At 74.2% G+C, this 19,378-nt stretch carries 18 protein-coding genes and 1 riboswitch; of the genes, 1 reads left to right on the top strand and 17 read right to left on the bottom strand.

Going from position 1 to position 19,378, the window contains the following annotated elements:
• Positions 1 to 14: 14 nt before the first annotated feature.
• The 16 genes from V1260_RS10010 to V1260_RS09935 form a co-directional block, all read right to left on the bottom strand.
• Positions 15 to 506, bottom strand: a complete 492-nt coding sequence (locus V1260_RS10010; protein WP_329746669.1) for a PH domain-containing protein — start codon at positions 504 to 506, stop codon at positions 15 to 17.
• A gap of 49 nt (positions 507 to 555) precedes the next feature.
• Positions 556 to 1,413, bottom strand: a complete 858-nt coding sequence (hisG, locus tag V1260_RS10005; RefSeq protein WP_329746668.1) for an ATP phosphoribosyltransferase — start codon at positions 1,411 to 1,413, stop codon at positions 556 to 558.
• Between the two features lie 91 nt (positions 1,414 to 1,504).
• On the bottom strand, positions 1,505 to 1,789 hold the full coding sequence (locus tag V1260_RS10000) for a phosphoribosyl-ATP diphosphatase (RefSeq protein WP_329746716.1): 285 nt from the start codon (positions 1,787 to 1,789) through the stop codon (positions 1,505 to 1,507).
• Positions 1,790 to 1,889: 100 nt separating this feature from the next.
• Positions 1,890 to 2,600, bottom strand: coding sequence for a nicotinamide riboside transporter PnuC (gene pnuC / locus V1260_RS09995; protein WP_329746667.1), 711 nt, complete (start codon positions 2,598 to 2,600; stop codon positions 1,890 to 1,892).
• A 97-nt stretch (positions 2,601 to 2,697) separates the two neighbouring features.
• Positions 2,698 to 2,817: riboswitch (FMN riboswitch) on the bottom strand.
• Positions 2,818 to 2,900: 83 nt separating this feature from the next.
• Positions 2,901 to 3,587, bottom strand: coding sequence for a ribulose-phosphate 3-epimerase (gene rpe / locus V1260_RS09990; protein WP_329746666.1), 687 nt, complete (start codon positions 3,585 to 3,587; stop codon positions 2,901 to 2,903).
• The gene (locus tag V1260_RS09985) at positions 3,584 to 5,209 is read right to left on the bottom strand and encodes an RsmB/NOP family class I SAM-dependent RNA methyltransferase (protein ID WP_329746665.1); all 1,626 of its coding nucleotides are present in this window, start codon (positions 5,207 to 5,209) and stop codon (positions 3,584 to 3,586) included. Before V1260_RS09985 ends, rpe begins: the two co-directional genes overlap by 4 nt.
• Positions 5,206 to 6,174 (bottom strand): methionyl-tRNA formyltransferase, encoded by a 969-nt coding sequence (gene fmt, locus V1260_RS09980; RefSeq protein WP_329746664.1) that lies wholly within the window; start codon positions 6,172 to 6,174, stop codon positions 5,206 to 5,208. The genes V1260_RS09985 and fmt overlap by 4 nt, the downstream gene beginning before the upstream one ends.
• A gap of 72 nt (positions 6,175 to 6,246) precedes the next feature.
• Complete coding sequence (locus tag V1260_RS09975; RefSeq protein ID WP_329746663.1) at positions 6,247 to 8,304, bottom strand: primosomal protein N'; 2,058 nt, start codon at positions 8,302 to 8,304, stop codon at positions 6,247 to 6,249.
• Between the two features lie 152 nt (positions 8,305 to 8,456).
• Entirely contained in the window at positions 8,457 to 8,837 is a 381-nt protein-coding gene (locus V1260_RS09970; protein ID WP_329746662.1) for an FKBP-type peptidyl-prolyl cis-trans isomerase, read from the bottom strand.
• A 35-nt stretch (positions 8,838 to 8,872) separates the two neighbouring features.
• Positions 8,873 to 9,805 carry an FKBP-type peptidyl-prolyl cis-trans isomerase gene (locus V1260_RS09965; protein WP_329746661.1) on the bottom strand — a complete coding sequence of 311 codons (933 nt, stop codon included), beginning with the start codon at positions 9,803 to 9,805 and terminating at the stop codon, positions 8,873 to 8,875.
• A 74-nt stretch (positions 9,806 to 9,879) separates the two neighbouring features.
• Entirely contained in the window at positions 9,880 to 11,292 is a 1,413-nt protein-coding gene (pafA, locus tag V1260_RS09960) for a Pup--protein ligase (protein ID WP_329746660.1), read from the bottom strand.
• 4 nt (positions 11,293 to 11,296) lie between these two features.
• The gene (locus tag V1260_RS09955; protein ID WP_329746659.1) at positions 11,297 to 11,485 is read right to left on the bottom strand and encodes a ubiquitin-like protein Pup; all 189 of its coding nucleotides are present in this window, start codon (positions 11,483 to 11,485) and stop codon (positions 11,297 to 11,299) included.
• Positions 11,486 to 11,534: 49 nt separating this feature from the next.
• Entirely contained in the window at positions 11,535 to 13,199 is a 1,665-nt protein-coding gene (gene dop, locus V1260_RS09950; RefSeq protein WP_329746658.1) for a depupylase/deamidase Dop, read from the bottom strand.
• On the bottom strand, positions 13,196 to 14,773 hold the full coding sequence (arc, locus tag V1260_RS09945; RefSeq protein ID WP_329746715.1) for a proteasome ATPase: 1,578 nt from the start codon (positions 14,771 to 14,773) through the stop codon (positions 13,196 to 13,198). The genes dop and arc overlap by 4 nt, the downstream gene beginning before the upstream one ends.
• A 79-nt stretch (positions 14,774 to 14,852) precedes the next feature.
• Positions 14,853 to 15,935 carry a tRNA (adenine-N1)-methyltransferase gene (locus V1260_RS09940; RefSeq protein WP_329746657.1) on the bottom strand — a complete coding sequence of 361 codons (1,083 nt, stop codon included), beginning with the start codon at positions 15,933 to 15,935 and terminating at the stop codon, positions 14,853 to 14,855.
• Between the two features lie 68 nt (positions 15,936 to 16,003).
• Positions 16,004 to 17,119: a site-2 protease family protein gene (locus tag V1260_RS09935; RefSeq protein ID WP_329746656.1), complete on the bottom strand. Its 1,116-nt coding sequence runs from the start codon at positions 17,117 to 17,119 to the stop codon at positions 16,004 to 16,006.
• 109 nt (positions 17,120 to 17,228) lie between these two features.
• Between V1260_RS09935 and V1260_RS09930 the strand changes: the two genes are divergently transcribed.
• Positions 17,229 to 18,038 (top strand): PAC2 family protein, encoded by an 810-nt coding sequence (locus tag V1260_RS09930; protein ID WP_329746655.1) that lies wholly within the window; start codon positions 17,229 to 17,231, stop codon positions 18,036 to 18,038.
• A gap of 43 nt (positions 18,039 to 18,081) precedes the next feature.
• Here V1260_RS09930 and mshC read toward each other — a convergent pair whose 3' ends face one another.
• Positions 18,082 to 19,365 (bottom strand): cysteine--1-D-myo-inosityl 2-amino-2-deoxy-alpha-D-glucopyranoside ligase, encoded by a 1,284-nt coding sequence (gene mshC / locus V1260_RS09925; RefSeq protein ID WP_329746654.1) that lies wholly within the window; start codon positions 19,363 to 19,365, stop codon positions 18,082 to 18,084.
• Between the last annotated feature and the right edge of the window lie 13 nt (positions 19,366 to 19,378).

Raw genomic sequence — 19,378 nt, 5'->3', positions numbered from 1 at the left:
GACGCGGGACCCGGTCAGGCGCCGTCGGCCGGGTCGACGGCCTCCCCGCGCTCCCGGATCAGCTCGCGCAGCCGGTGCGCGGCGGCCACGGCGCGCGGTCCGTCGTAGCGCTGCAGCGCCTGGAGCGGATGGGTGGTGCCGTCCCACAGGTTCACGTGCGCCCAGGGGTCCCCCATCGGGAAGCTGACGTCGAGGATCTCCGGCCAGCTCAGCTCGCGCCGCGAGAAGACGTTCTGGATCACGAGGCTGTGCGGCCCCGCGATCAGGCGCACGCGAGCCTCGAGGTGGCAGAAGGCGAGGGCGGCCACGCCCAGCGCCACGAGCCCGGCCCGACCGGCCGGCTCGAAGGATTGCAGGAGGATCGCCCCCGCGATCATCCCGACGAGCACGATGCCGCCGGAGAGATAGGCGGCGACCCGCACCGCCCGCGGACGCATCACGATCGGAGGGTCGTGCAGGGCGTCCGCTCCCCCGGTCGAGGGGTCCGCTCCCCCGGTCGGCGTCATCGCGCCGCCTCGGCTCGGCGGAGGCCCCGTCGTCCCGGCATGCCCGGTCTCAGATCCGGCAGGCCTGGATCGCGGTGACCAGGATGGCGCGGGCGCCGGCGTCGTAGAGCTCGTCCATCATGCGGTGTGCGGACCGGCTGTCGACCATGGCGCGCACGGCCGACCATTCTCCGCCGTGCAGCGGCGAGACCGTCGGCGACTGCAGGCCGGGGGTGATCTCGACGGCGCGCTCGAGCAGCGAGGTCGGCACGTCGTAGTCGAGCATCACGTACTCGCGGGCGACGAGCACGCCCCGAAGACGTCGCTCGAGCACCTCGAGGGAGCGGGCGGCCTCGTCCTCCAGCTCCATGCCGGGGCGCGAGAAGAGGACGGCCTCGCTGGTCATGATCGGTTCGCCGAACGGCTCCAGCCCCGCTTGGCGCAGGGTCGTGCCGGTCTCCACCACGTCGGCGATCACGTCGGCGACGCCGAGGCGGATCGAGGACTCGACCGCACCGTCCAGGTGGACCACCCGGGCGGTCACGCCGCGCTCGGCGAGGTGGTCCTCGACGAGGTTCTCGTAGCTGGTGGCGATGCGGGCGCCGGCCAGCTCGGGCACGTCCAGCTCGGCGCCGATCGGGGCCGCGAAGCGGAAGGTCGACCGGGCGAAGCCGAGGGCGAGGATCTCGGCGGCCGGGGTGCGGGAATCGAGCAGCATGTCCTGCCCGGTGATGCCCACGTCGACCGTGCCGGAGCCGACGTACACGGCGATGTCTCGCGGTCGCAGGTAGAAGAACTCGACGTTGTTCTCGCGGTCGACGACCACGAGCTCCTTGGACATGCCGCGGCGGCGGTAGCCCGCCTCCTGCAGCAGCTCGGCGGCGGGCTCGGAGAGGGCGCCCTTGTTGGGGACGGCGATGCGGAGCATGGATCCTCCTGGCCGCGGGGCGGCCGACGGGTCGGGGTGGGGCGGGGCGCGCTGGGCGCGCTCGGCGGGTCGAGTCGAGCGCTGCGGGCGCTCAGAGGTGGCGGTACACGTCCTGCAGGGAGATGCCCTTGGCCACCATCATCACCTGCAGGTGGTAGAGCAGCTGGCTGATCTCGAGGGCGGCGTCCTCGTCGGTCTCGTGCTCGCAGGCCATCCAGACCTCGGCCGCCTCCTCGACGATCTTCTTGCCGATCTGATGGACGCCCGCGTCGAGCTCGCGGACGGTGCCGGAGCCCTCCGGTCGGGTGCGGGCCTTCTCGAGGAGCTCCGCGTACAGGCCCTCGAAGTCCTTCGGGGCGCCGTCGGCGGTCTGCATGTCGGAATCGTTCACCCGGTCAGGGTACGCGTCCGGGGAGGATGCGCCGACGGGCGGCCCGTCCAGCGGACCGCCCGTCGGGAGAGGGACGGAGGACTGTTCAGTCCCGGTGCACCGTGGGATCGAGATGCGCGGTCTCCACGGAGACCGCCCCGCCCTCCCCGGCGACCCGTCGGCTGCGCACACGCCACCAGACGACGAAGCCGATGGCCGTGAAGCAGCCGTAGAAGATGTACATGAAGGCGCTCGCCCAGTACCCGGCGCTGATCAGGAGCGGCACGCCGACCACGTCGACGGCGACCCAGATCAGCCAGAACTCGACCCAGCCCTTGGCCATGCCGTAGGTCGCGAGGAGCGATCCCATGAAGATCCAGGCGTCCGCCCACACCGGCTCGTAGGAGCCGAGCGCGCGGAAGAGCGGGGTGAGCAGGGCGGTGCCGCCCACCATCGCGACGACCAGCAGGGCGCGCGTGCCCCACGAGGCCCATTCGGGCTCGACGGCGGTGCCGCCCTCGTTGCGGGCCTGCCGCCAGCGGACCCAGCCGTAGATGCTGGTGGCGATGAACATGATCTGGCGGCCGGCCTGCCCGAGGAGGTTCACGTGGTCGGCCTCGCCGAAGAGCGAGCCGAGGAACACGGTGAGCAGCAGCAGGTTGCCGACGATGCCCACGGGCCAGGCCCAGACCTTACGTCGCATGCCGCCGAGCGCGCTGAGCAGTCCGAAGACGTTGCCGAGCACCTCGCGCCAGAGGAGGAACTGACCGTTCCCGAATTCGAGTCGGGCGTGGAAGAGCCACTGCAGAAGATCCATGAGGGTCCTTTCTCCCGTCGGATGCAGTGGCTCCGGGGGAAAAAGGGATCCAGCAGGCCTCGGCGAGCACCGCGGGGGTGCGTCCGAGGACCTGCAGGACGTGCGCCTCTCATCCAGGCTGTACTGTCGGTGCCGGAATTCCACCGGCTCCACCGCAGGGATGCGGGTCGCGGACTGTCACCGCCGGCTCGGACTTTCACCGACCCCGGAGCACGTCACTTCGTGTGACCGGCACAGGATACCCCCGCAGCGCGCGGCACGGCACGCCCTGTGACCGGAGGATCCTCCGCGGCCGTCCGCTCAGTGGGCGCGGTGGGCCGAGGCCAGCTCCCGCAGCGCCGAGATCTCGTCGGCCGCGTTCTGCGCGCGGTAGATCGCGGAGCCGGCGACGAAGACGTTCGCCCCGGCCGCGGCGCAGCGCTCGATCGTCTCCCGGGAGACGCCCCCGTCGACCTGGATCGAGACCTCGAGGTTCGCGGCGCTGATCGCCCGGCGGGCGCGGCGGATCTTGGGGAGCATGGTCTCGAGGAAGGACTGACCGCCGAAACCGGGCTCCACGGTCATGATCAGCAGCATGTCGAACTCGCCGATCACGTCGAGCAGCGGCTCGACCGGGGTGGCCGGCCGCAGGGCCACGCCCACCTGGGCGTTCTTGCGCCGCAGCTCGCGCGCCAGGCGGATCGGGGCGGCGGCCGCCTCGAGGTGGAAGGTGACCGAGGAGGCGCCGGCCTCGGCGAAGACGGGCGCTTCCCGGTCGGCGTCCTCGATCATCAGGTGCGCGTCCACCGGGATCGCCGACCGCCGCACGATCTGCTCGACCATGCTCGCGCCGAAGGTCAGGTTGGGCACGAAGTGGTTGTCCATGACGTCCACGTGCACGCTGTCGGCGGTGCCGATCTTCTCCAGCTCGGCGCCGAGGGCGAGGAAGTCGGCGTTGAGGATGCTGGGGTGGATGTACTGGCCATCGGTTGAGTAGGCAGCGTTCATCGGGACTCGGATCCTTCCACGGAGGGGTCGGCGGGGGTGCGCAGCAGCGCGATGTACATGGCGTCGGTCCCGTGCACGTGCGGCCACAGCTGGACCGAGGGGCCGTCGCCGAGCTCGATCTCGTCCCGGCGGCCGGGCAGCACGCCGGCGCGCACGGCTGGCCGGGCGTCGAGCTGCTCGACCTCCGGCCGCTCCTTGAGCACATCGGCGACGACGAGGCGGGTCTCGGCGAGGTGCGGGGAACAGGTCACGTAGGCGACGACGCCGCCGGGGGCCGCGGCGTCGAGCGCGGAGCGGAGCAGGTCCCGCTGCACCCTCCCCAGGGTGGCGATGTCGGAGGGGCTGCGGCGCCAGCGTGCCTCGGGCCTGCGACGCAACGCTCCGAGCCCTGAGCAGGGGACGTCCGCGAGGATGCGGGAGAAGCGACCCGGCAGCTCCGCGCCGATGGTGGTGCCGTCCGCGGTGCGGGTCTCGATCTCGCAGCCGGCGTCCCGCAGGCTCGCGACGGCGCGGTCGACGAGCTCGGTGCGGTGGGGCTGCAGCTCGACGGCGAGGAGGTCCGCGTCGTGGTCGACGGTCAGCCCGCCGAGCAGGGCTGCCTTGCCTCCGGGACCGGCGCACAGATCGAGCCAGTGGGCGTCGTCGGCGCGGACCAGGTCGTCCGCGCCGAGGGCGAGGGCGAGGGCCGCGAGCTGGCTGCCCTCGTCCTGGACCGCGACGCGGCCTTCGCGCACCAGGTCAATGCCGCCGGGATCGCCCGAGGGCCAGGCGGCGGAGAAGACCGAGTACCGGCCCTGGCTCGCGCCGTGGTCGATCAGCTCGTCGAGATCGGTGAGGCCCGGCCGCATCACGAGGGACACCGCGGGGGCCTCGTTCTGCGCGGCGAGCAGGGCGTCGATCTCGTCGCGGGAGCGGCCGTGCCCGGCGAGGGCGTCCTGCAGTGCGCGCACCACCCAGCGCGGGTGCGAGTGGACGACGGCGAGGTGCCCGGCGGGGTCCTTCTCGCGATCCGGCGCGACCTGCGCGATCCACGTGGGCAGGTCCTTCTCCCCGACCCGGCGCAGCACCGCGTTGACGAAGCTCGCGCCGCCCGCGCCGACCTCGGAGCGGGCGAGGGCCACGGTCTCGCTCGTCGCAGCGTGGGGTGCGACGCTCATGTCGAGCAGTTGGTAAGCGCCGAGGCGGAGCACGTCCAGCAGCGCCGGCTCGACGTCAGCCAGCGGCCGGTCCACACACGCGGCGAGCACGGCGTCGAGACGCCCCTGGGCGCGCAGCGAGCCGTAGAAGAGCTCGGTGGTGAAGGCGGCGTCGCGCCCGCTCACGCGGTTGCTGCGGAGGAGGCGCGGCAGCACGAGGTTCGCGTAGGCGTCCTCCTCGCGGATGAGGCGCAGCCCCTCGAAGGCGACCTGGCGCGATGGCGTGCTGCGCCGGCCCCGCTCGGACGGGCGGGACGCGGACCAGCCGCGGCGCGGCCCGCCATCGCCGCGGCTGCCGGAGCGCTCGCGGCCCTGCGCGTCACGGGGCCGACGGTCTCCCCCGCCGTCCCTCCGACGGTCCTCGCGGCGACGGTCGTCCCGCCGGCCGTGGTCCTCGCGTCGGCCGCCGCCCCGCTGCTCGCTCATGCCTGCTCTCCGTCCTGCTCGTCCTCGAAGCGGGCGCCGGGGGCGAGCCCCGCGCCGCGCGCCCAATCGGCGGCGCGCATCGCCTTCCGTCCCGCCGGTGCGAGCGTCGAGATCGCGACCGTCTCGGTGCCGGTACCCACGAGGAGCTGCCGCTTGGTGGTGCCGATCTCGCCCGGTGCCAGGGCGGCTCCGAGCGCGTCGAGGGAGGCGGGCTGGACCGCCTCGACCCCGAGGATCTTGGTGCGGGCGCCGTCGAGGAGCGTCCAGGCCCCGGGCTGCGGGCTCATGCCGCGCACGTGGGCGGAGACCTCGTCGGCGGAGCGGGTCCAGTCCACGCGGGCCTCGGCGGGGCTGAGCTTCGGCGCGTGGGTCGCGGCGGCGTGGTCCTGCGGGGCGAAGGTCGCGGTGCCCGCGGCGAGGGCGTCGAGGGCCTCGAGCAGCAGGGCGGCGCCGTCCTGCGCCATCCGGTCCAACAGCTCCCCGGAGGTCTCGAAGGCGCCGATCGAGGTGCTCGCGGTGGTGATCACATCTCCCGTGTCCAGGCCCTCCTCGAGGCGGAACACGCTCATTCCGGTCTCCTGCTGACCGGCGAGCACGGCACGCTGCGCGGGGGCGGCGCCGCGCCATGCCGGCAGGAGGGAGAAGTGGAGGTTGACCCAGCCGTGGCGGGGGATGTCGAGCGCGGCGCGGGGCACGAGGTTGCCGTAGGCGACGACGGGGGCGGCGTCGGGCGCCAGCTCCCGCAGCTGCTGCTGCACGGCCTCGTCGCGAAGCGTGGCGGGGGTCAGCACGGGCACGCCGGCGTCGAGGGCGAGGGCCTTGACGGGGCTCGGCGCGAGCCGGCGACCGCGGCCGGCGGGGGCGTCGGCACGGGTGAGCACGCCCACCACCTCGTGGTCCGAGTCGAGCAGGGTGCGCAGGGAGGGCAGGGCGGCCTCGGGGGTTCCGGCGAAGAGCAATCGCATGATGGGCCGAGTCTACGTCCAGGCCGCGCGATCACCTGCGGACCAGCGGCTCCGCGCCCCGGCCGCTGCGGCTCAGAACACGTCGGGCGGATCCAGCCGCACGCGCAGGCTGCCGCGCGCCTTGCGGGCGGAGCGGGCGGCGACGGCGGTGCGCAGGGCATCGGCGAGCTCGCGGGAGCGGGACGGCGGCAGGCGCAGCACCGCCCGGGCGCGTCCTGCGGCGTCGGGCCCCTCGAGGTCCGTGGGGCCGAAGACCTCGGTGCCCTCGGGCAGGTCCGCGGCCTCGAGGAACTCGCGGCAGGCCTGCCGGTCCCCGACCACCTCCGCGATGCGGCGGAAGGGGGGCAGGCCCAGCTCGCGGCGGTCGGCGAGCACCCGGTCCGGGAAGACGGCGGAACGGTGGGCGACCAGATGGCGCACCGCGGGCAGCGTCGAGGTGCCGACCACGAGCACCTCTCCCCCGTCGTCGGCGCTGCGCACGAGGGCGATCGCGCCCTGCCAGCGGCGCACCGCCTCGACGTCGGCGTCGAAGGCCGCCCGGCCCAGCGCCGCATCGACGTCGAGCAGCAGGGCGGCCGCGTAGCCTCCCGCTGGCGCGGGCTCCGCGCCGGGGGTGGAGACGACGATCGCGTCCTCGGGCACGGCGTCGTCCTCGAGCGGTCCCTGGGCTCCACCGGCCACGCGCAGGCTCGCCTGCGGGAAGGCGCGGGAGAGTTCCTCGGCGGTGCGGGTGCTGCCCACCACGGCGGCCCGCACGTGCGTGCGATCGCATTCCGGGCAGCGGTAGGCGTCCTCGCGGCGACCGCAGACCCGGCAGTGCAGGGCGCCGTGGCGCCCGGTCACGGACAGCGGCGCGCTGCAGGTGGGGCACTGGGCGCGGGTGCCGCAGAAGGTGCAGGCGATCGCGGGCACGTAGCCGGTGCGCGGCACCTGCACCAGCACCGGGCCGCGCTCGAGACCGCGGCGGATCACCCGCATCGCCTCCTGCGGCAGCCGCGAGCGTCCCGAGGGGCCCTCGCGGTCCCGGAGGTACTGGTCCATCGCCACGATCCGGGGCCGCACCGCGTTCACCGGGGCGGGGACGGGCTCGAGGCGGGCGAGATATCCGACATCCACGAGGGAGCGCAGCGTCACCGACTCGCTCGCGCCGAGGAAGAGCAGGGCGCAGCGCTCCTCGGCGGAGCGGCACTGCAGCACGGTCCGGGTGTGCGGGTAGGGGGCGCGGGGCTCCTCGAGCAGGTCGTCGGCCTCGTCCCAGCAGATCACGAGCGCCAGATCCCGCACCGGCGCGAAGGCGGCCGAGCGGTTGCCGAGCACGATGCGGGTCGCGCCGCGGAGGATGCGTCGGAAGGTGCGGTACCGCTTCTCGGGCCCCTCGGTGCCGGCGAGGACCTCGTGCTCGATGCCGCGCTCGGTGAGCACCCGGGAGAGGCGTCGCACGTCTCGCTGGTCGGGGGCGACGACGAGCGCCCCCTGGGCGGGGTCGAGGGCGGCCAGGGCCTCCGCCGCCACCTGGGTCCAGGCGTCGACGGGGTCGAGGGTGAGGGTCGCGCGCGGGACGGGTCCGTCGGGCCGACCCGCGCGGGCGAGGAGCGCGGCGAGGCCCGGATAGCGGTCGCCGGATCTCCCCGCCGGCGCAGCCGACGCAGCCGACGGCGCCGACTGCGGGATCTCCTCGCCCGTCTCCTCCGCGGTCGGGCCGGACTCCGCCTCCTCGACGGTGCCCTCCTCCGCGGCGCTGTCCGCCTCCGGGGCGGACTCCGCCTCCGCGGCGGCACGGTCGGCCTTCTCGGCGCGGGCGTGGCGGGGTGGCAGGGCGAGGCGGAGCACATCGCCGACGGTGCCCGCGCTGCGGGCGGCGACCTCCTCGCAGACGCGCATCATCTCCGGCGGCACCACCACGTCCTCGGAGACGAGGCGGACGAGCGGGGCGAGGGCCCGATCGGTCGAGGGCTCGGCGCGGCGCTCGAGGACGATGCCCTCGGTGTCCTTGCCGGAGAAGCGCACCCGCACCCGCATCCCGGGCCCCGCCGCGGCGGTCTCCGGGGTGACCGCGTACTCGAAGGGACGGTCCAGGTGCGGCAGCACCCCGATCAGGCGGACGCTCGCGACCGGGAGCTCGTCCGCCACCGCGAACCCCGCGGTGGTGCGCAGACCACCGGCCCGGGCCGCATCGGGGCGGCCCGGGTCCGTGCGGGCGGGAACGGCGACGGCGGGGGCCGCGAAGAGGCTGGCCTGGTCTCCCGGCCGCTCCCGCTCCCCCGCCGTGCCGGCGGATCCGGTCAGCGCTTGTGCACCGCCACCAGGTCACACACGAAGATGAGCGACTCGCCGGGGGCGATCACGGGCGGCGCGCCGTGCTCGCCGTAGGCGAGGTGGCTGGGGATGTCGAGGCGACGGCGGCCGCCGACCTTCATGCCCTGGACGCCCTGGTCCCAGCCGGCGATGACCTGGCCGACGCCGAGCTGGAAGCGCAGCGGCTCGCCGCGGTCCCAGGAGGCGTCGAACTGCTCGCCGGTGGAGTGGGAGACGCCGACGTAGTGCACGTCGACGACGTCGCCGCGGCCGGCCTCCTCGCCGTCGCCGAGGATCTCGTCGGTCGAGACCAGCTCGGTGGGCGCGGAGCCCTCGGGGTGGTCGATCTCGGGCTTGCTGCGGTCCATGGTTCCTCCTGTGGGGTGGGGGTCCGGTGGGTGTCTCAGGACGCCGCGGGCTGGGCGTTCAGGACATCGATGACGAAGAGCAGGGTCTGCCCTCCGAGGGGGTTGGAGTCCGAGGGCTCCTCGCCGTAGCCGTCGACGGGCGGGATCACGAGCATGACCTGGCTGCCGACCGGGATGTCGAGCAGGTGCTCGTCCCAGCCGGCGATGACCTTGCCCTGACCCTGCACGAAGGTGAAGGGGGCGCCGCGATCCCAGGAGGAGTCGAACTGCTCCCCGCTGTCCCAGCTCCAGCCGGTGTACATCATCGTCAGCGAGTCGCCGGCGGCGGTGGGCTCGCCCGTGCCGCGGATCAGCATCTCGAGGGTCGTCTCCGTAGGCGGCTCGCCCTCCGGGGCGGCGGCCAGCGAGGGCGCGCCGTTCTCGGCGAGGGTCACCGCGGGGAAGTCGCCGGAGGGGGCGACGGCCTCGCCCTCGGCGCGCCCCGGGATGATCCGGTCGATGTCGGCGACCTGGATCAGGGAGTAGGCCTGGCCGCTCGTGGACTGCTGCCAGCCGGCCATGGCGATGCGCGAGCCGACGGTGACGGTGGTGAGGAAGGCGAAGGCTGCCGCTCCGATGCCGTCGGAGGTCACGGCGATGACCTCGGCGGGGGCGCCCTGCCACGAGGACTGCAGCACCTCTCCCGTGGAGGCGTCGACATAGAGGCTGCGCCAGCTGATCAGGTCGCCCTCGGCGATGGTCTCGCCGTCCCCCGCGACGACGACCTTCGAGTCGGGGGCGGAGATGTCCAGCGGCGCCGTGAACTCGACGATCGGCTCCGTCTCGAGGTCCTCGCTGATCGTGACCCCGGCCAGCGCCGCGGCGGCGGAGGTCGCCTCGGGGTCGGATCCGTCCTCGGAACAGGCGGCCAGCCCGAGGGCGGCGCTCGCGGCGAGGGCGGTGGTCAGGATCGTGCGACGACGGATCACGGGGGGCCTTTCACGGGGGTCGCCCCTTCGCGGGGCACGGGGACCAGGGTACGGGCTGGTGCCTGGGGCGGGGCTCAGGCGGGCGGGGCGTCGGACGACGGCGCGCCGAGCGCGCGGATCTCGGCCAGCAGGGCGTCGACCCCTTCATGGGAGGTGGTGAACGGGTCCAGGACCTGCACGGGCATGGCACCGGGACGGGTGAGGCGGAAGCTGGTCCAGTCCACGACGTGGTCGACGCCCGCCGCCTGGGCGGCCGTGACCACCTGGCCGCGCAGGTGGGCCCGGGTCGTCGCCGGGGCGGTGGTGCCCGCCTCCTCGATGCGCTCCTCGGGGAGCACCGACGGGGCGAGGCCCCGGGCGCGCAGCCGGGAGAACAGCCCGGTCCCCGGGTCGATGTCGTGGTAGGCGAGGTCGAGGCGCTCGATCGCGGGATCCTCGAGCCCCACTCCGCGGCGCGCGGCCACCTGCTCGACGAGGCGCTCCTTGATCGCCCAGTCGAGGTGCAGCGCGGCCCAGGAGCGGTCGCCCGTCGCGACGGCGTCCAGGGCCTTCTGCCAGGTCTCCAGCACCTCCTGCTCGGGCTCGTCGGCGAGGTCGGCGACGTGGTCGAGCCAGCGCTGCTGCACCTCGAGGGCGGTCGTGGTGCCGCCGCCGGTCAGCGGCAGCGGATCGCGGCCGGTGAGGTCGCGGGAGACGGTGCGGATCGCCGCGATGTCGTCGGCGAGGGCGAGCTCGGGCAGGGCGCGGCCCGACTCGATCGCACGCAGCACGAGGTCGGTGGTCGCGAAACGGAGGTGGGTCGAGACCTCGCTCATCGTCGAGTCGCCGACGATCACGTGCAGGCGCCGGAAGCGGGTGGGGTCGCCGTGCGGCTCGTCGCGGGTGTTGATGATCGGCCGGGTGCGGGTGGTGGCCGAGGAGACGGCCTCCCACATGTGGTCGCTGCGCCGGGAGAAGACGAAGCGCGCCCGACCGGGGGCGTCGGGGGCGGCGTCCTCCGCGCGGTCGAGGACGATCCCGCCCGCGCCCGTCACGATCTGGCGGGTGACCAGGAAGGGCAGGAGGTAACGGGGCAGGCGGGTGAACTCCCCGCGGCGATCCACGAGATAGTTCTCGTGCGAGCCGAAGGCGTTGCCGGCGGAGTCGACGTTGTTCTTCAGCAGGTGGATGCGGGCGTCCTCACCCGAGGCGGCGAGGCGCTCGTTCGCGCTGGTGACGAGGTCCGCGAGGATCCGCTCCCCGGCCCGGTCCTGGGCGACCAGCTCCCACCAGTCATCGCATTCGGCGGTCGCGAACTCGGGGTGCGAGCCGACGTCGAGGTACAGCCGAGCCGCATTGCGCAGGAACACGTTCGAGGAGCGCCCCATGGCGACGACCGGGGCGAACAGCTCGCGGGCCGCGGCCTCGGGCTCGAGCGCGCGGGTGCCGTCGGCCCGCACGCACACCAGGCCGAACTCGGTCTCCAGTCCTCCCACGCGGCGCTTCATCGGGTCACTGGCCGCCCTTCTGGACGAAGGAGCGCACGAAGGTCTCGGCGTTCTGGTCGAGAACGGCGTCGATCTCGTCGAGGAGGTCGTCGGCCGCCTGGGCGGAGGCGAAGGTCTGTCCGCCGGCGAGGGTCTCCTCGCCGCTGGCGTCGTCGTCGCCGGGGCCGGCGCCGTGCAGGGACTGCTGGGTCATGTCGTTCTCCTGGGGTGCTGCCGCCGGGTGGCGGGCGGGGCGGGGTGGGTCACTCGGCCGCGACGGCGCGGGCGAGGGCCTCGTGGAGGGCGGACGGCTCGGCGGCGAGGTCGACGTCGTGGTCACGGCACCAGTCCGCGGAGCCGAGCCGGGGGTCGGCGAGGCGGAGGCGGAAGCCGCCCGTCTCGCCCGCGAGGGTGATCGCGTCCCATCCGGCCGACGGCACGCGGCGCGGGTGGTGGCGGATCAGGGTGCCGCGCAGGTGCGCGCGGGTCGAGGCGGGGGGCGCGGTCATCGCGTGCTCCACCTCCTCGGCGCCGACCAGGGTGCCGACGGCACCGGCCGCGCGGAGCTTCTCGAACAGGCCGCGGCCGGGTCGCAGATCGGAGAACTGCAGGTCGACCATGAGCAGGCGGGGGTCCTCCCAGCCGAGCCCGTGGCGACGCCGGTACTGCTCGAGCAGGCGCAGCTTGGCGACCCATTCGATGCGGTCCGCGGCGAGCATCGGGTCCTCGGCGAGCAGGTCCAGCAGCTCGCCCCAGGCGGTGAGGACCTGCGCCGTCTCCGTGTCCGCGAGGTCGGCGACCGGGCGGAGGGCGTCGAGATGGGCGCGCTGGATCTCGAGCGCAGTCAGCTCGCGGCCGTCGGCGAGCGGGACCGTGGCGGCGAGGCTCGGGTCGTGGCTGATGGTGCGGACCGCCTGGACCGGATCGGCGAGGGGCAGGTCCGGCAGGATCGCGGCGCCGGTGCGGTGCTCCGTCTCGAGCGCGGCGAGCACGAGGGAGGTCATGCCGAGCTTGAGGAAGGTCGACTCCTCGAGCAGGTTCGCGTCGCCGATGATCACGTGCAGGCGGCGGAAGCGGGAGCGATCGGCGTGCGGTTCGTCGCGGGTGTTGACGATCGGGCGGTTCAGCGTCGTCTCGAGGCCGACCTCGGCCTCCATGAAGTCGGCGCGGGAGGAGATCTGGAAGCCGGGGTGCTGGCCGCGGGTGCCGCGGCCCACGCGCCCGGCCCCGACGAGCACCTGACGGGTCGCGAAGAAGGGCAGCAGCGCCGCGACGACCCGCTCGAAGGGGACGTCCCGGTCGAGCAGGTAGTTCTCGTGGGTGCCGTAGGAGGCGCCCTTGCCGTCGGTGTTGTTCTTGTGCAGCGCCACCTCGGGGATGCCGTCGGCCCGGGCGAGCAGGCCCATCGCGGCGCGGGCGATCTCCTCACCGGCGCGGTCCACCACCACCGCCTCCCGGGCGCGGAGCACCTCCGGGGAGGAGTACTCGGGGTGCGCGTGGTCGACGTACCACCGGGCGCCGTTGGTGAGCACGGCATTGCCGATGGAGCGCTGCGAGGCCCAGGCGAGCACCTCGGCGTCATCTCCCTCGGGCGCGACCTCGGGGCCCTGCAGCGGGGCGTCCGCGTCGACGCTCGGCACGTGCGCGTCCTGCACCTCGTCGGTCAGCTGGGTGGGGTGCGCCGCGGCGCGCTGCAGCTCGAAGCCGCGGGCGTCACGCAGCGGGGTCTCGTCGCCGTAGTCCCAGCGGACGCGGCGGCCGCGCTCCCCCTCGCGTGGGTCGAGCAGGGCGTAGGCACCGACGACCAGGTGGGAGAGCAGGATCGAGGAGCCGGCGCCCGCTCGGGCCCGGTCGTCGAGATCGGCGTGCAGCACCCCGAACTCGGTCTCGATCCCCATCACCCGTGCGGTGGTGATCCCGTCGCTCATGAGTCCTCCCCCGTCTGCTCCTCGGCGGCGCGGGTGCGGCCCTTGAGCGGCACGACCGCGACGACCCGGCGCCCCGCGCGGCCGTGGTTCCCGGAGACGCGGGCCCAGTCCTCGGGATGGGCGGCCGAGGGCATGTCCTCGTTCTCGACGAACTCCGCCGTGATCGCGGCGCTCAGGTGGTCGGCGCCGAGGCCCACCTGTCCGGTCGCGATCTGGTCCTTGACCGCGTGCTTCTTCGCCCGGTCGACGATGTTGCGCAGGGTCGCGCCGGAGACCACGTCGCGGAAGTGCAGGGTCTCGGTCTCCCCGTCGGAGTACTCCAGGCGCACGAAGGCCGCCTCGGGGCCGGTCGCGTAGATCTCGCGCACGGCGAGGTCGAGGAGCGCCTGGCGGTCCTCGCGCAGCGGCACCGACTCGTCGAGGTAGAGGCCGAGGATCTCGCGGCCGGCCCGCTGGTTCGGGCGGCGCACCCGGATCTTCACGTCGAGCCGGCCCGGGCGCAGGATAGCCGGGTCGATCATGTCCTCGCGGTTCGAGGCACCGATGACGATGACGTTGTCGAGGCCCTCGACGCCGTCGATCTCGGCGAGCAGCTGCGGCACGATCGTGGTCTCGACATCGCTCGAGAGACCGGTGCCGCGGGTGCGGAAGAGCGCCTCCATCTCGTCGAAGAAGATCACCACGGGGTGGTCCGCGGCGGCCTTCTCCCGGGCCCGCTCGAACACCAGCCGGATCGACCGCTCGGTCTCGCCGACGTACTTGTTCAGCAGCTCGGGCCCCTTGACGTTGAGGAAGGCCGAGTTCTCGAGCGCCTCGGCGACGCTCACGCCGCGCAGCTCGGCGCTGCGCAGCACCAGCTCGTGGGCGACCGCCTTGGCGATCATGGTCTTGCCGCAGCCGGGCGGGCCGTACAGCAGCACGCCCTGCGGGGGCCGCAGGCCGTAGGTGCGGTAGAGGTCCTGCTGCAGGAACGGCAGCTCGACGGCGTCCCGGATCGCCTCGATCTGGTCGCCGAGGCCGCCGATCTGCTCGAAGGAGATGTCGGGGACCTGCTCGAGCACGAGATCGGTGATCTCGGCGCGGTCGATGCGCTCGAGCACCAGCTGCGCCTTGAGGTCCACCAGCACGTGGTCGCCGGCGTGCAGGTCGGTCTCGGCGAGGACGCCGGCGCGCCGCAGCACCCGGGTGTCGTCGGGGGCGACCGCGACCAGCACGCGGGTGTCGGCCAAGGTCTCCAGCACGCTCACGACGTTGCCGGCATCGCCCGGGGGCACCGCCTCGACGGCCGCGAGGGACTCGTTCAGACGCAGCTCGGTGCCGGGCTCGAGCGCCTCGAGGTCGAGGCTCGCCGCGGTCGCGACCCGCAGCCGGCGGCCGTTGTGGAGCACGTCGATCGTGGTGCCCTCGCAGCGGCGCAGGAAGGTCGCGTACGAGTTCGGCGGGTCCCCGATGCGCTCGAGGTCGTTCTTGAGCTCGACGATCTGGGCGCGGGCGGAGCGGAGGCTCGTGGTGAGCCGGTCGTTGCGGTCGGCGAGCTGCTCGAGCTCGGCGGTCATCTCCGCGTAGGTCTTCATGGCCATGTGCTCCCCTTCCTGCGAGGTGCGGCGTGCCGGTGAGGCGGCGGTGGGTCGAGGGGACCGGGACCCGGGTGGGTCAGCGGTCGCGGCCCTGGCGGATGTCCCGCAGGGCCCGCTTCAGCTTGCGCGGGGCGACGCCGCGCTCGCCGAGGTCCTGGGAGGACCACTCCGAGTCGGTGCCGCCGAAGCCGTCGTTGTCGGGATGGTTCAGCTCCTCCTCGTCGCGAGAGCCGGGTGCCGGGCGCGTGGAGCGGGTCATCGCCCCGGTGCCGTGGGCGGTGCGCCGCGCGGTGAGCAGGAAGCCGGTGTGGGCGTTCATGCGGTGCTCGGGACGGACGGCGAGCCCCTCGAGGTGCCAGGGCCGCACGAGGGTCTCGAAGGCGTACGGCTCGGTGAACTCGCCGTGGGCGCGCAGAGCCTCCGCGGTGCGGGAGAGCTGGGTGACGGTCGCGACGTACGCGAGGTAGACACCGCCGGAGACGAGCACCTCGGCGGCCGCGTCGACGCACTCCCAGGGGGCGAGCATGTCGAGGACCACCCGGTCCACGCTCGGACCGTCGGGGCTGAGGGTCGGGGCGACGTCCTGGAAGTCGCCGATCGAGAGCTGCCAGGTCGGGGGCAGCTCGCCCTCGGGGGTGCCGAAGAAGGTGCCGACGTTCTCGCGGGCGACCTCGGCGAAGTCCTCGCGGCGCTCGATGGAGTGGACGGAGCCGGTGGGGCCGACGGCGCGCAGCAGCGCGGTGGTCAGGCCGCCTGAGCCGACACCGGCCTCGAGCACCCGGGCACCGGGGAAGATGTCGCCCCACATGAGGATCTGCGCGGAGTCCTTGGGGTAGATGATCGCGGCGCCGCGGGGCATGGAGAGCATGTAGTCGGCGTAGAGGGGGCGCAGGGCCTGGTAGCGGGTGCCGTGGTTGTCCTCCACGACGGACCCGTCCTCGGCGCCGATCAGCTGGTCGTGGCGGAGCACGCCGCGGTGGGTGTGGAACTCCCCGCCGGGCTTGAGGGTGATCGTGTTCAGCCGGCCCTTGGAGTCCGAGAGCTGCACCTTGTCCCCCACGTCGAGGGGGCCGGTGCGGTCCAGCCCGCGGCGCGGGGCGCGCGGGGCGGGGACGGTCGGCCCCTGGTCGGGGGCGGTCTGCGGGTGCTGCTCGGTCATGCGTTCCAGCATAGGACGGGGCCGCCGCGGGCGGCCCGTCCCCGGAGGCCGATGAGACGTGCGCCGCCTCAGGGGCGGTGCGGGGCGCGGAGGCGCCGCTGCACCTCCGCCGCGAGGACCACGCCGAGCATCCGCTGCTCGGCGTCCAGGACGGCGTAGGCCGGGGCGGGGCGCCGCATCATCGCGGAGACCAGCTGCTCGCCGCCGAGCGCCGCGGGGAGGAGGCCGAGCTCGCCGAGCGGGGCTGCGACCGCGCTGACCGGCGTCCTCTCGCGGTGTTCCGCGGGGACGGCGGCGACGGCGGCCGGATCGAGGCGCAGGACGCGGCCGAGCACCCCGGGCCGGGCGGTCCCGGGCTCGAGCACGAGCACGTCCTCCGGGGCGACGTCGAGGTCGCCGAGGGGCTGGGTCGGGGGGACGAGGCGGATCGGGCGGGCCAGGGCGGCGAGGTCGAGCCCCTCGATCCGCTGCTGCAGCCGCGCCCCGTTCAGCGCGCTGCTCGCGCCCTGCCAGAGCATGCCGGCGATGAGCAGCGCCCACAGCAGGGTGAGCAGGCCGAGGGTCCCGGTCCCCCCGGCCTCGAGGATCCGCCACAGCGGGACGCCGAAGGCGAGCACGGCGATACCCCGCCCGATCCACGCCGTGATCACCGTGCCGCGCACGGGGCTCCGGAGCACCCCGCCGAGCAGTGCCTCGAGGGCTCGCCCGCCGTCCATCGGCAGCCCGGGCAGGAGGTTGAAGACGGCCAGGGCGAGGTTCAGCAGCGAGCAGGCGGACCAGAACGCGAGCGCGGCCTCGCTCTCGACGGAGCGGGCCGCGAGATGGGCGAGGCCGGCGAGCAGCAGGTTGCTCAGCGGACCGACGAGGGAGACGACGATCGAGGCGAGGGCGCCGAGCGGCGCGCCGCGGTACTGGGTGTGCCCGCCCCAGAGGGTCAGTGCGATGTGATCGACCGTCGCCCCCGAGAGGTGCGCAGCCACGGCATGGGCCGCCTCGTGCAGCAGCACCGAGAGGATCAGCACGAGGGCGACGCCGACGGCCAGGGACGCGGCGAGGGCGAGGCTCGCCCCGGGCACCGCGACGCTGGGGAAGACCATCGCGGCGAGCAGCAGGACCGTGATCAGGGTGCCGGGGCTGACCTGGATCGGGGGCAGCGGGCCGAGGCGCAGCGCGGGGCGGGGCATGGGACGTCTCCTCCTGTCCCGGGGCGCACGACCGCGGGGCAGGCCGAGGATAGCCGTCCGGCCTGCGCCCTCGCCGCTCAGGCGGTGGCCCCGGGGCTACGATGGGTCGATGAGTCGAATCGCCATCGCGGCCTTCAGCGGCTGGAACGACGCCGGGGAGGCCGCCACCGGGGTGATCGATCACCTGCTGGAGACCTGGCCCTCGCGGCCCGCCGGCCGGGTGGACGCTGAGGAGTACGTCGACTTCCAGGTGAACCGCCCCGACATCCGCACCACCGAGGACGGGCTGCGGGTCGTCGACTGGCCGGACACCGAGCTGCGGATCGTCACCCCGCCGCAGGGGCCGGAGATTGTCACGGTCCTCGGCGCTGAGCCCTCGCTGCGCTGGAAGAGCTTCTGCGACGAGGTGCTCGAGCAGATGCAGCTGCTGGACGTCTCCGCCGTGGTGTGCCTCGGGGCGCTGCTCGCCGACGTCCCCCACACACGTCCCCTCCCGGTCAGCTCGCAGGTCGAGCCGGGTGCCGCGGAGTCCGTCGGCGACCGCGACCAGTACGTCGGCCCGGTGGGCATCCCGACGATCCTCGCCCGCCGCACCACGAGCGCGGGCCTGCGCACGACGAGCATGTGGGTGCAGGTGCCGCACTACATCTCGCACTCCACCTCGCCGAAGGCGGTGCTCGCCCTCGTGCGCGAGCTGCAGGAGCTGATCTCGGCGCCGATCCCGCAGGACGAGCTCGAGGCGATCGCCGAGGGCTGGATGCGCGGGGCCGATGAGCTCGCGCGCACCGATCAGGAGATCGGCGCCTACGTGCGCGAGCTCGAGCAGATCCAGGACGCCGGCGAGCTGCCCGGCGCGAGCGGCGAGGCGATCGCTCGGGAGTTCGAGCAGTTCCTGCGCCGTCGGCGCGAGGCCGACTGACACCTCCCGCTGCGGAGCGGGCCGGCCCGTGGGGCCGGGCCGCTCAGTCGGTCAGGGCGAGTCCGAGGAGGGCATCGCAGGCGGCGGCGACGTCCCCGGGGCGCGCCTCCGCCGCGTCGGGCCCCGTCTCCCCCGCCGCCCGCTCGTCCGCGGGATCCGCGGCACCGGCACTCGCCGCCCAGGCGTCGAGGGCGACGAGAGCCGACGGCGTGTCGAGATCCTGCCGCAGCGCGGCGCGCAGCGCCTCGACGGTCTCCGGGTGCCGACCCCCGCGGGCCGCCGCGGAGCGGTAGGAGGCCAGGCGCGCCTCGGCCTGCGTCAGCTCCGCCTCGGACCACTCCCAGTCCGCCCGGTAGTGGTGCGCCATGAGGACGAGACGGATCGCCATCGGGTCGACCCCGTCACGGACCAGGCGGTGGACGAACACGAGGTTGCCGAGCGACTTGCTCATCTTCTCGCCGTCGAGGGCGACCATGCCGCTATGGGCATAGGCGGTCGCGAAGCCGCGGCCGAGGGCGACGGCATGGGCTGCGCTGAGGTCGTGATGCGGGAAGACCAGGTCCGAGCCGCCGGCCTGCACGTCGAAGGGGAGCCCGAGGCCGCCTTCGGCGATGCATACGCACTCGACGTGCCAGCCGGGGCGTCCCCGCCCGAGCTCCCCGGCATCCCAAGCCGGCTCCCCGGCGCGCTCGGCGCGCCACAGCAGCGGGTCGAAGCGGCCGCGCTTGCCGGGGCGGTCGGGGTCGCCGCCGCGCTCGGCGAAGACGGAGAGCATCTGCTGCTCGCTCCATCCGGAGACGTCCCCCAGCGCGCCGTCCACGGAGAGGTCGAGGTACCAGTCCTCGCCCTCGGCGTCGGGCGTCTCCACCCGGTAGGCGCGGCCCCGCTCGTGCAGTCGCTCGACGGTGGCGATGATCTGGTCCATCGCCTCACTCACCGAGAGGTAGGTCTCGGGGGCGACGATGCGCAGCGCCTCCATGTCCTCGGCGAAGAGGTCCACCTGGGAGGCGGCGAGCTCGCGCCAGTCGACGTCGTCCCGTTCCGCGCGCTCGAGCAGGGGGTCGTCCACGTCGGTGATGTTCTGGGCGACCTCCACCTCGAGGCCGCTGTCGCGCAGCGCGCGCCGCATCAGATCGGCGGCGTGATAGGTCGCGGCATGCCCGAGATGGGTCGCGTCGTACGGGGTGATCCCGCAGACGTACAGCCGCGCGGTACCCGGCGTGAGCGGCACCAGCGGGGCGATCCGACCGGTCCGGGTGTCGTGCAGCCGCAGCGGGAGGCCGGAGGCGGGGAGGGGCGAGATGCTCGGGGAGGTCCAGGAACGCACCGGTCGATCATAC

The organism is Brachybacterium sp. J144 (assembly GCF_036321705.1).
Lineage (GTDB): Bacteria > Actinomycetota > Actinomycetes > Actinomycetales > Dermabacteraceae > Brachybacterium.
The sequence above is the reverse complement of the archived record's forward strand: the minus strand, read 5'-3'. Positions and strand labels throughout refer to the sequence as shown.

Excerpts from the sequence above, each read along its gene's own strand:
- V1260_RS10010 (WP_329746669.1), bottom strand. The coding sequence starts at position 506 with ATGACGCCGACCGGGGGAGCGGACCCCTCGACCGGGGGAGCGGACGCC.
- hisG (WP_329746668.1), bottom strand. The coding sequence starts at position 1,413 with ATGCTCCGCATCGCCGTCCCCAACAAGGGCGCCCTCTCCGAGCCCGCC.
- V1260_RS10000 (WP_329746716.1), bottom strand. The coding sequence starts at position 1,789 with ATGCAGACCGCCGACGGCGCCCCGAAGGACTTCGAGGGCCTGTACGCG.
- pnuC (WP_329746667.1), bottom strand. The coding sequence starts at position 2,600 with ATGGATCTTCTGCAGTGGCTCTTCCACGCCCGACTCGAATTCGGGAAC.
- rpe (WP_329746666.1), bottom strand. The coding sequence starts at position 3,587 with ATGAACGCTGCCTACTCAACCGATGGCCAGTACATCCACCCCAGCATC.
- V1260_RS09985 (WP_329746665.1), bottom strand. The coding sequence starts at position 5,209 with ATGAGCGAGCAGCGGGGCGGCGGCCGACGCGAGGACCACGGCCGGCGG.
- fmt (WP_329746664.1), bottom strand. The coding sequence starts at position 6,174 with ATGCGATTGCTCTTCGCCGGAACCCCCGAGGCCGCCCTGCCCTCCCTG.
- V1260_RS09970 (WP_329746662.1), bottom strand. The coding sequence starts at position 8,837 with ATGGACCGCAGCAAGCCCGAGATCGACCACCCCGAGGGCTCCGCGCCC.
- pafA (WP_329746660.1), bottom strand. The coding sequence starts at position 11,292 with ATGAAGCGCCGCGTGGGAGGACTGGAGACCGAGTTCGGCCTGGTGTGC.
- V1260_RS09955 (WP_329746659.1), bottom strand. The coding sequence starts at position 11,485 with ATGACCCAGCAGTCCCTGCACGGCGCCGGCCCCGGCGACGACGACGCC.
- dop (WP_329746658.1), bottom strand. The coding sequence starts at position 13,199 with ATGAGCGACGGGATCACCACCGCACGGGTGATGGGGATCGAGACCGAG.
- arc (WP_329746715.1), bottom strand. The coding sequence starts at position 14,773 with ATGAAGACCTACGCGGAGATGACCGCCGAGCTCGAGCAGCTCGCCGAC.
- V1260_RS09940 (WP_329746657.1), bottom strand. The coding sequence starts at position 15,935 with ATGACCGAGCAGCACCCGCAGACCGCCCCCGACCAGGGGCCGACCGTC.
- V1260_RS09935 (WP_329746656.1), bottom strand. The coding sequence starts at position 17,119 with ATGCCCCGCCCCGCGCTGCGCCTCGGCCCGCTGCCCCCGATCCAGGTC.
- V1260_RS09930 (WP_329746655.1), top strand. The coding sequence starts at position 17,229 with ATGAGTCGAATCGCCATCGCGGCCTTCAGCGGCTGGAACGACGCCGGG.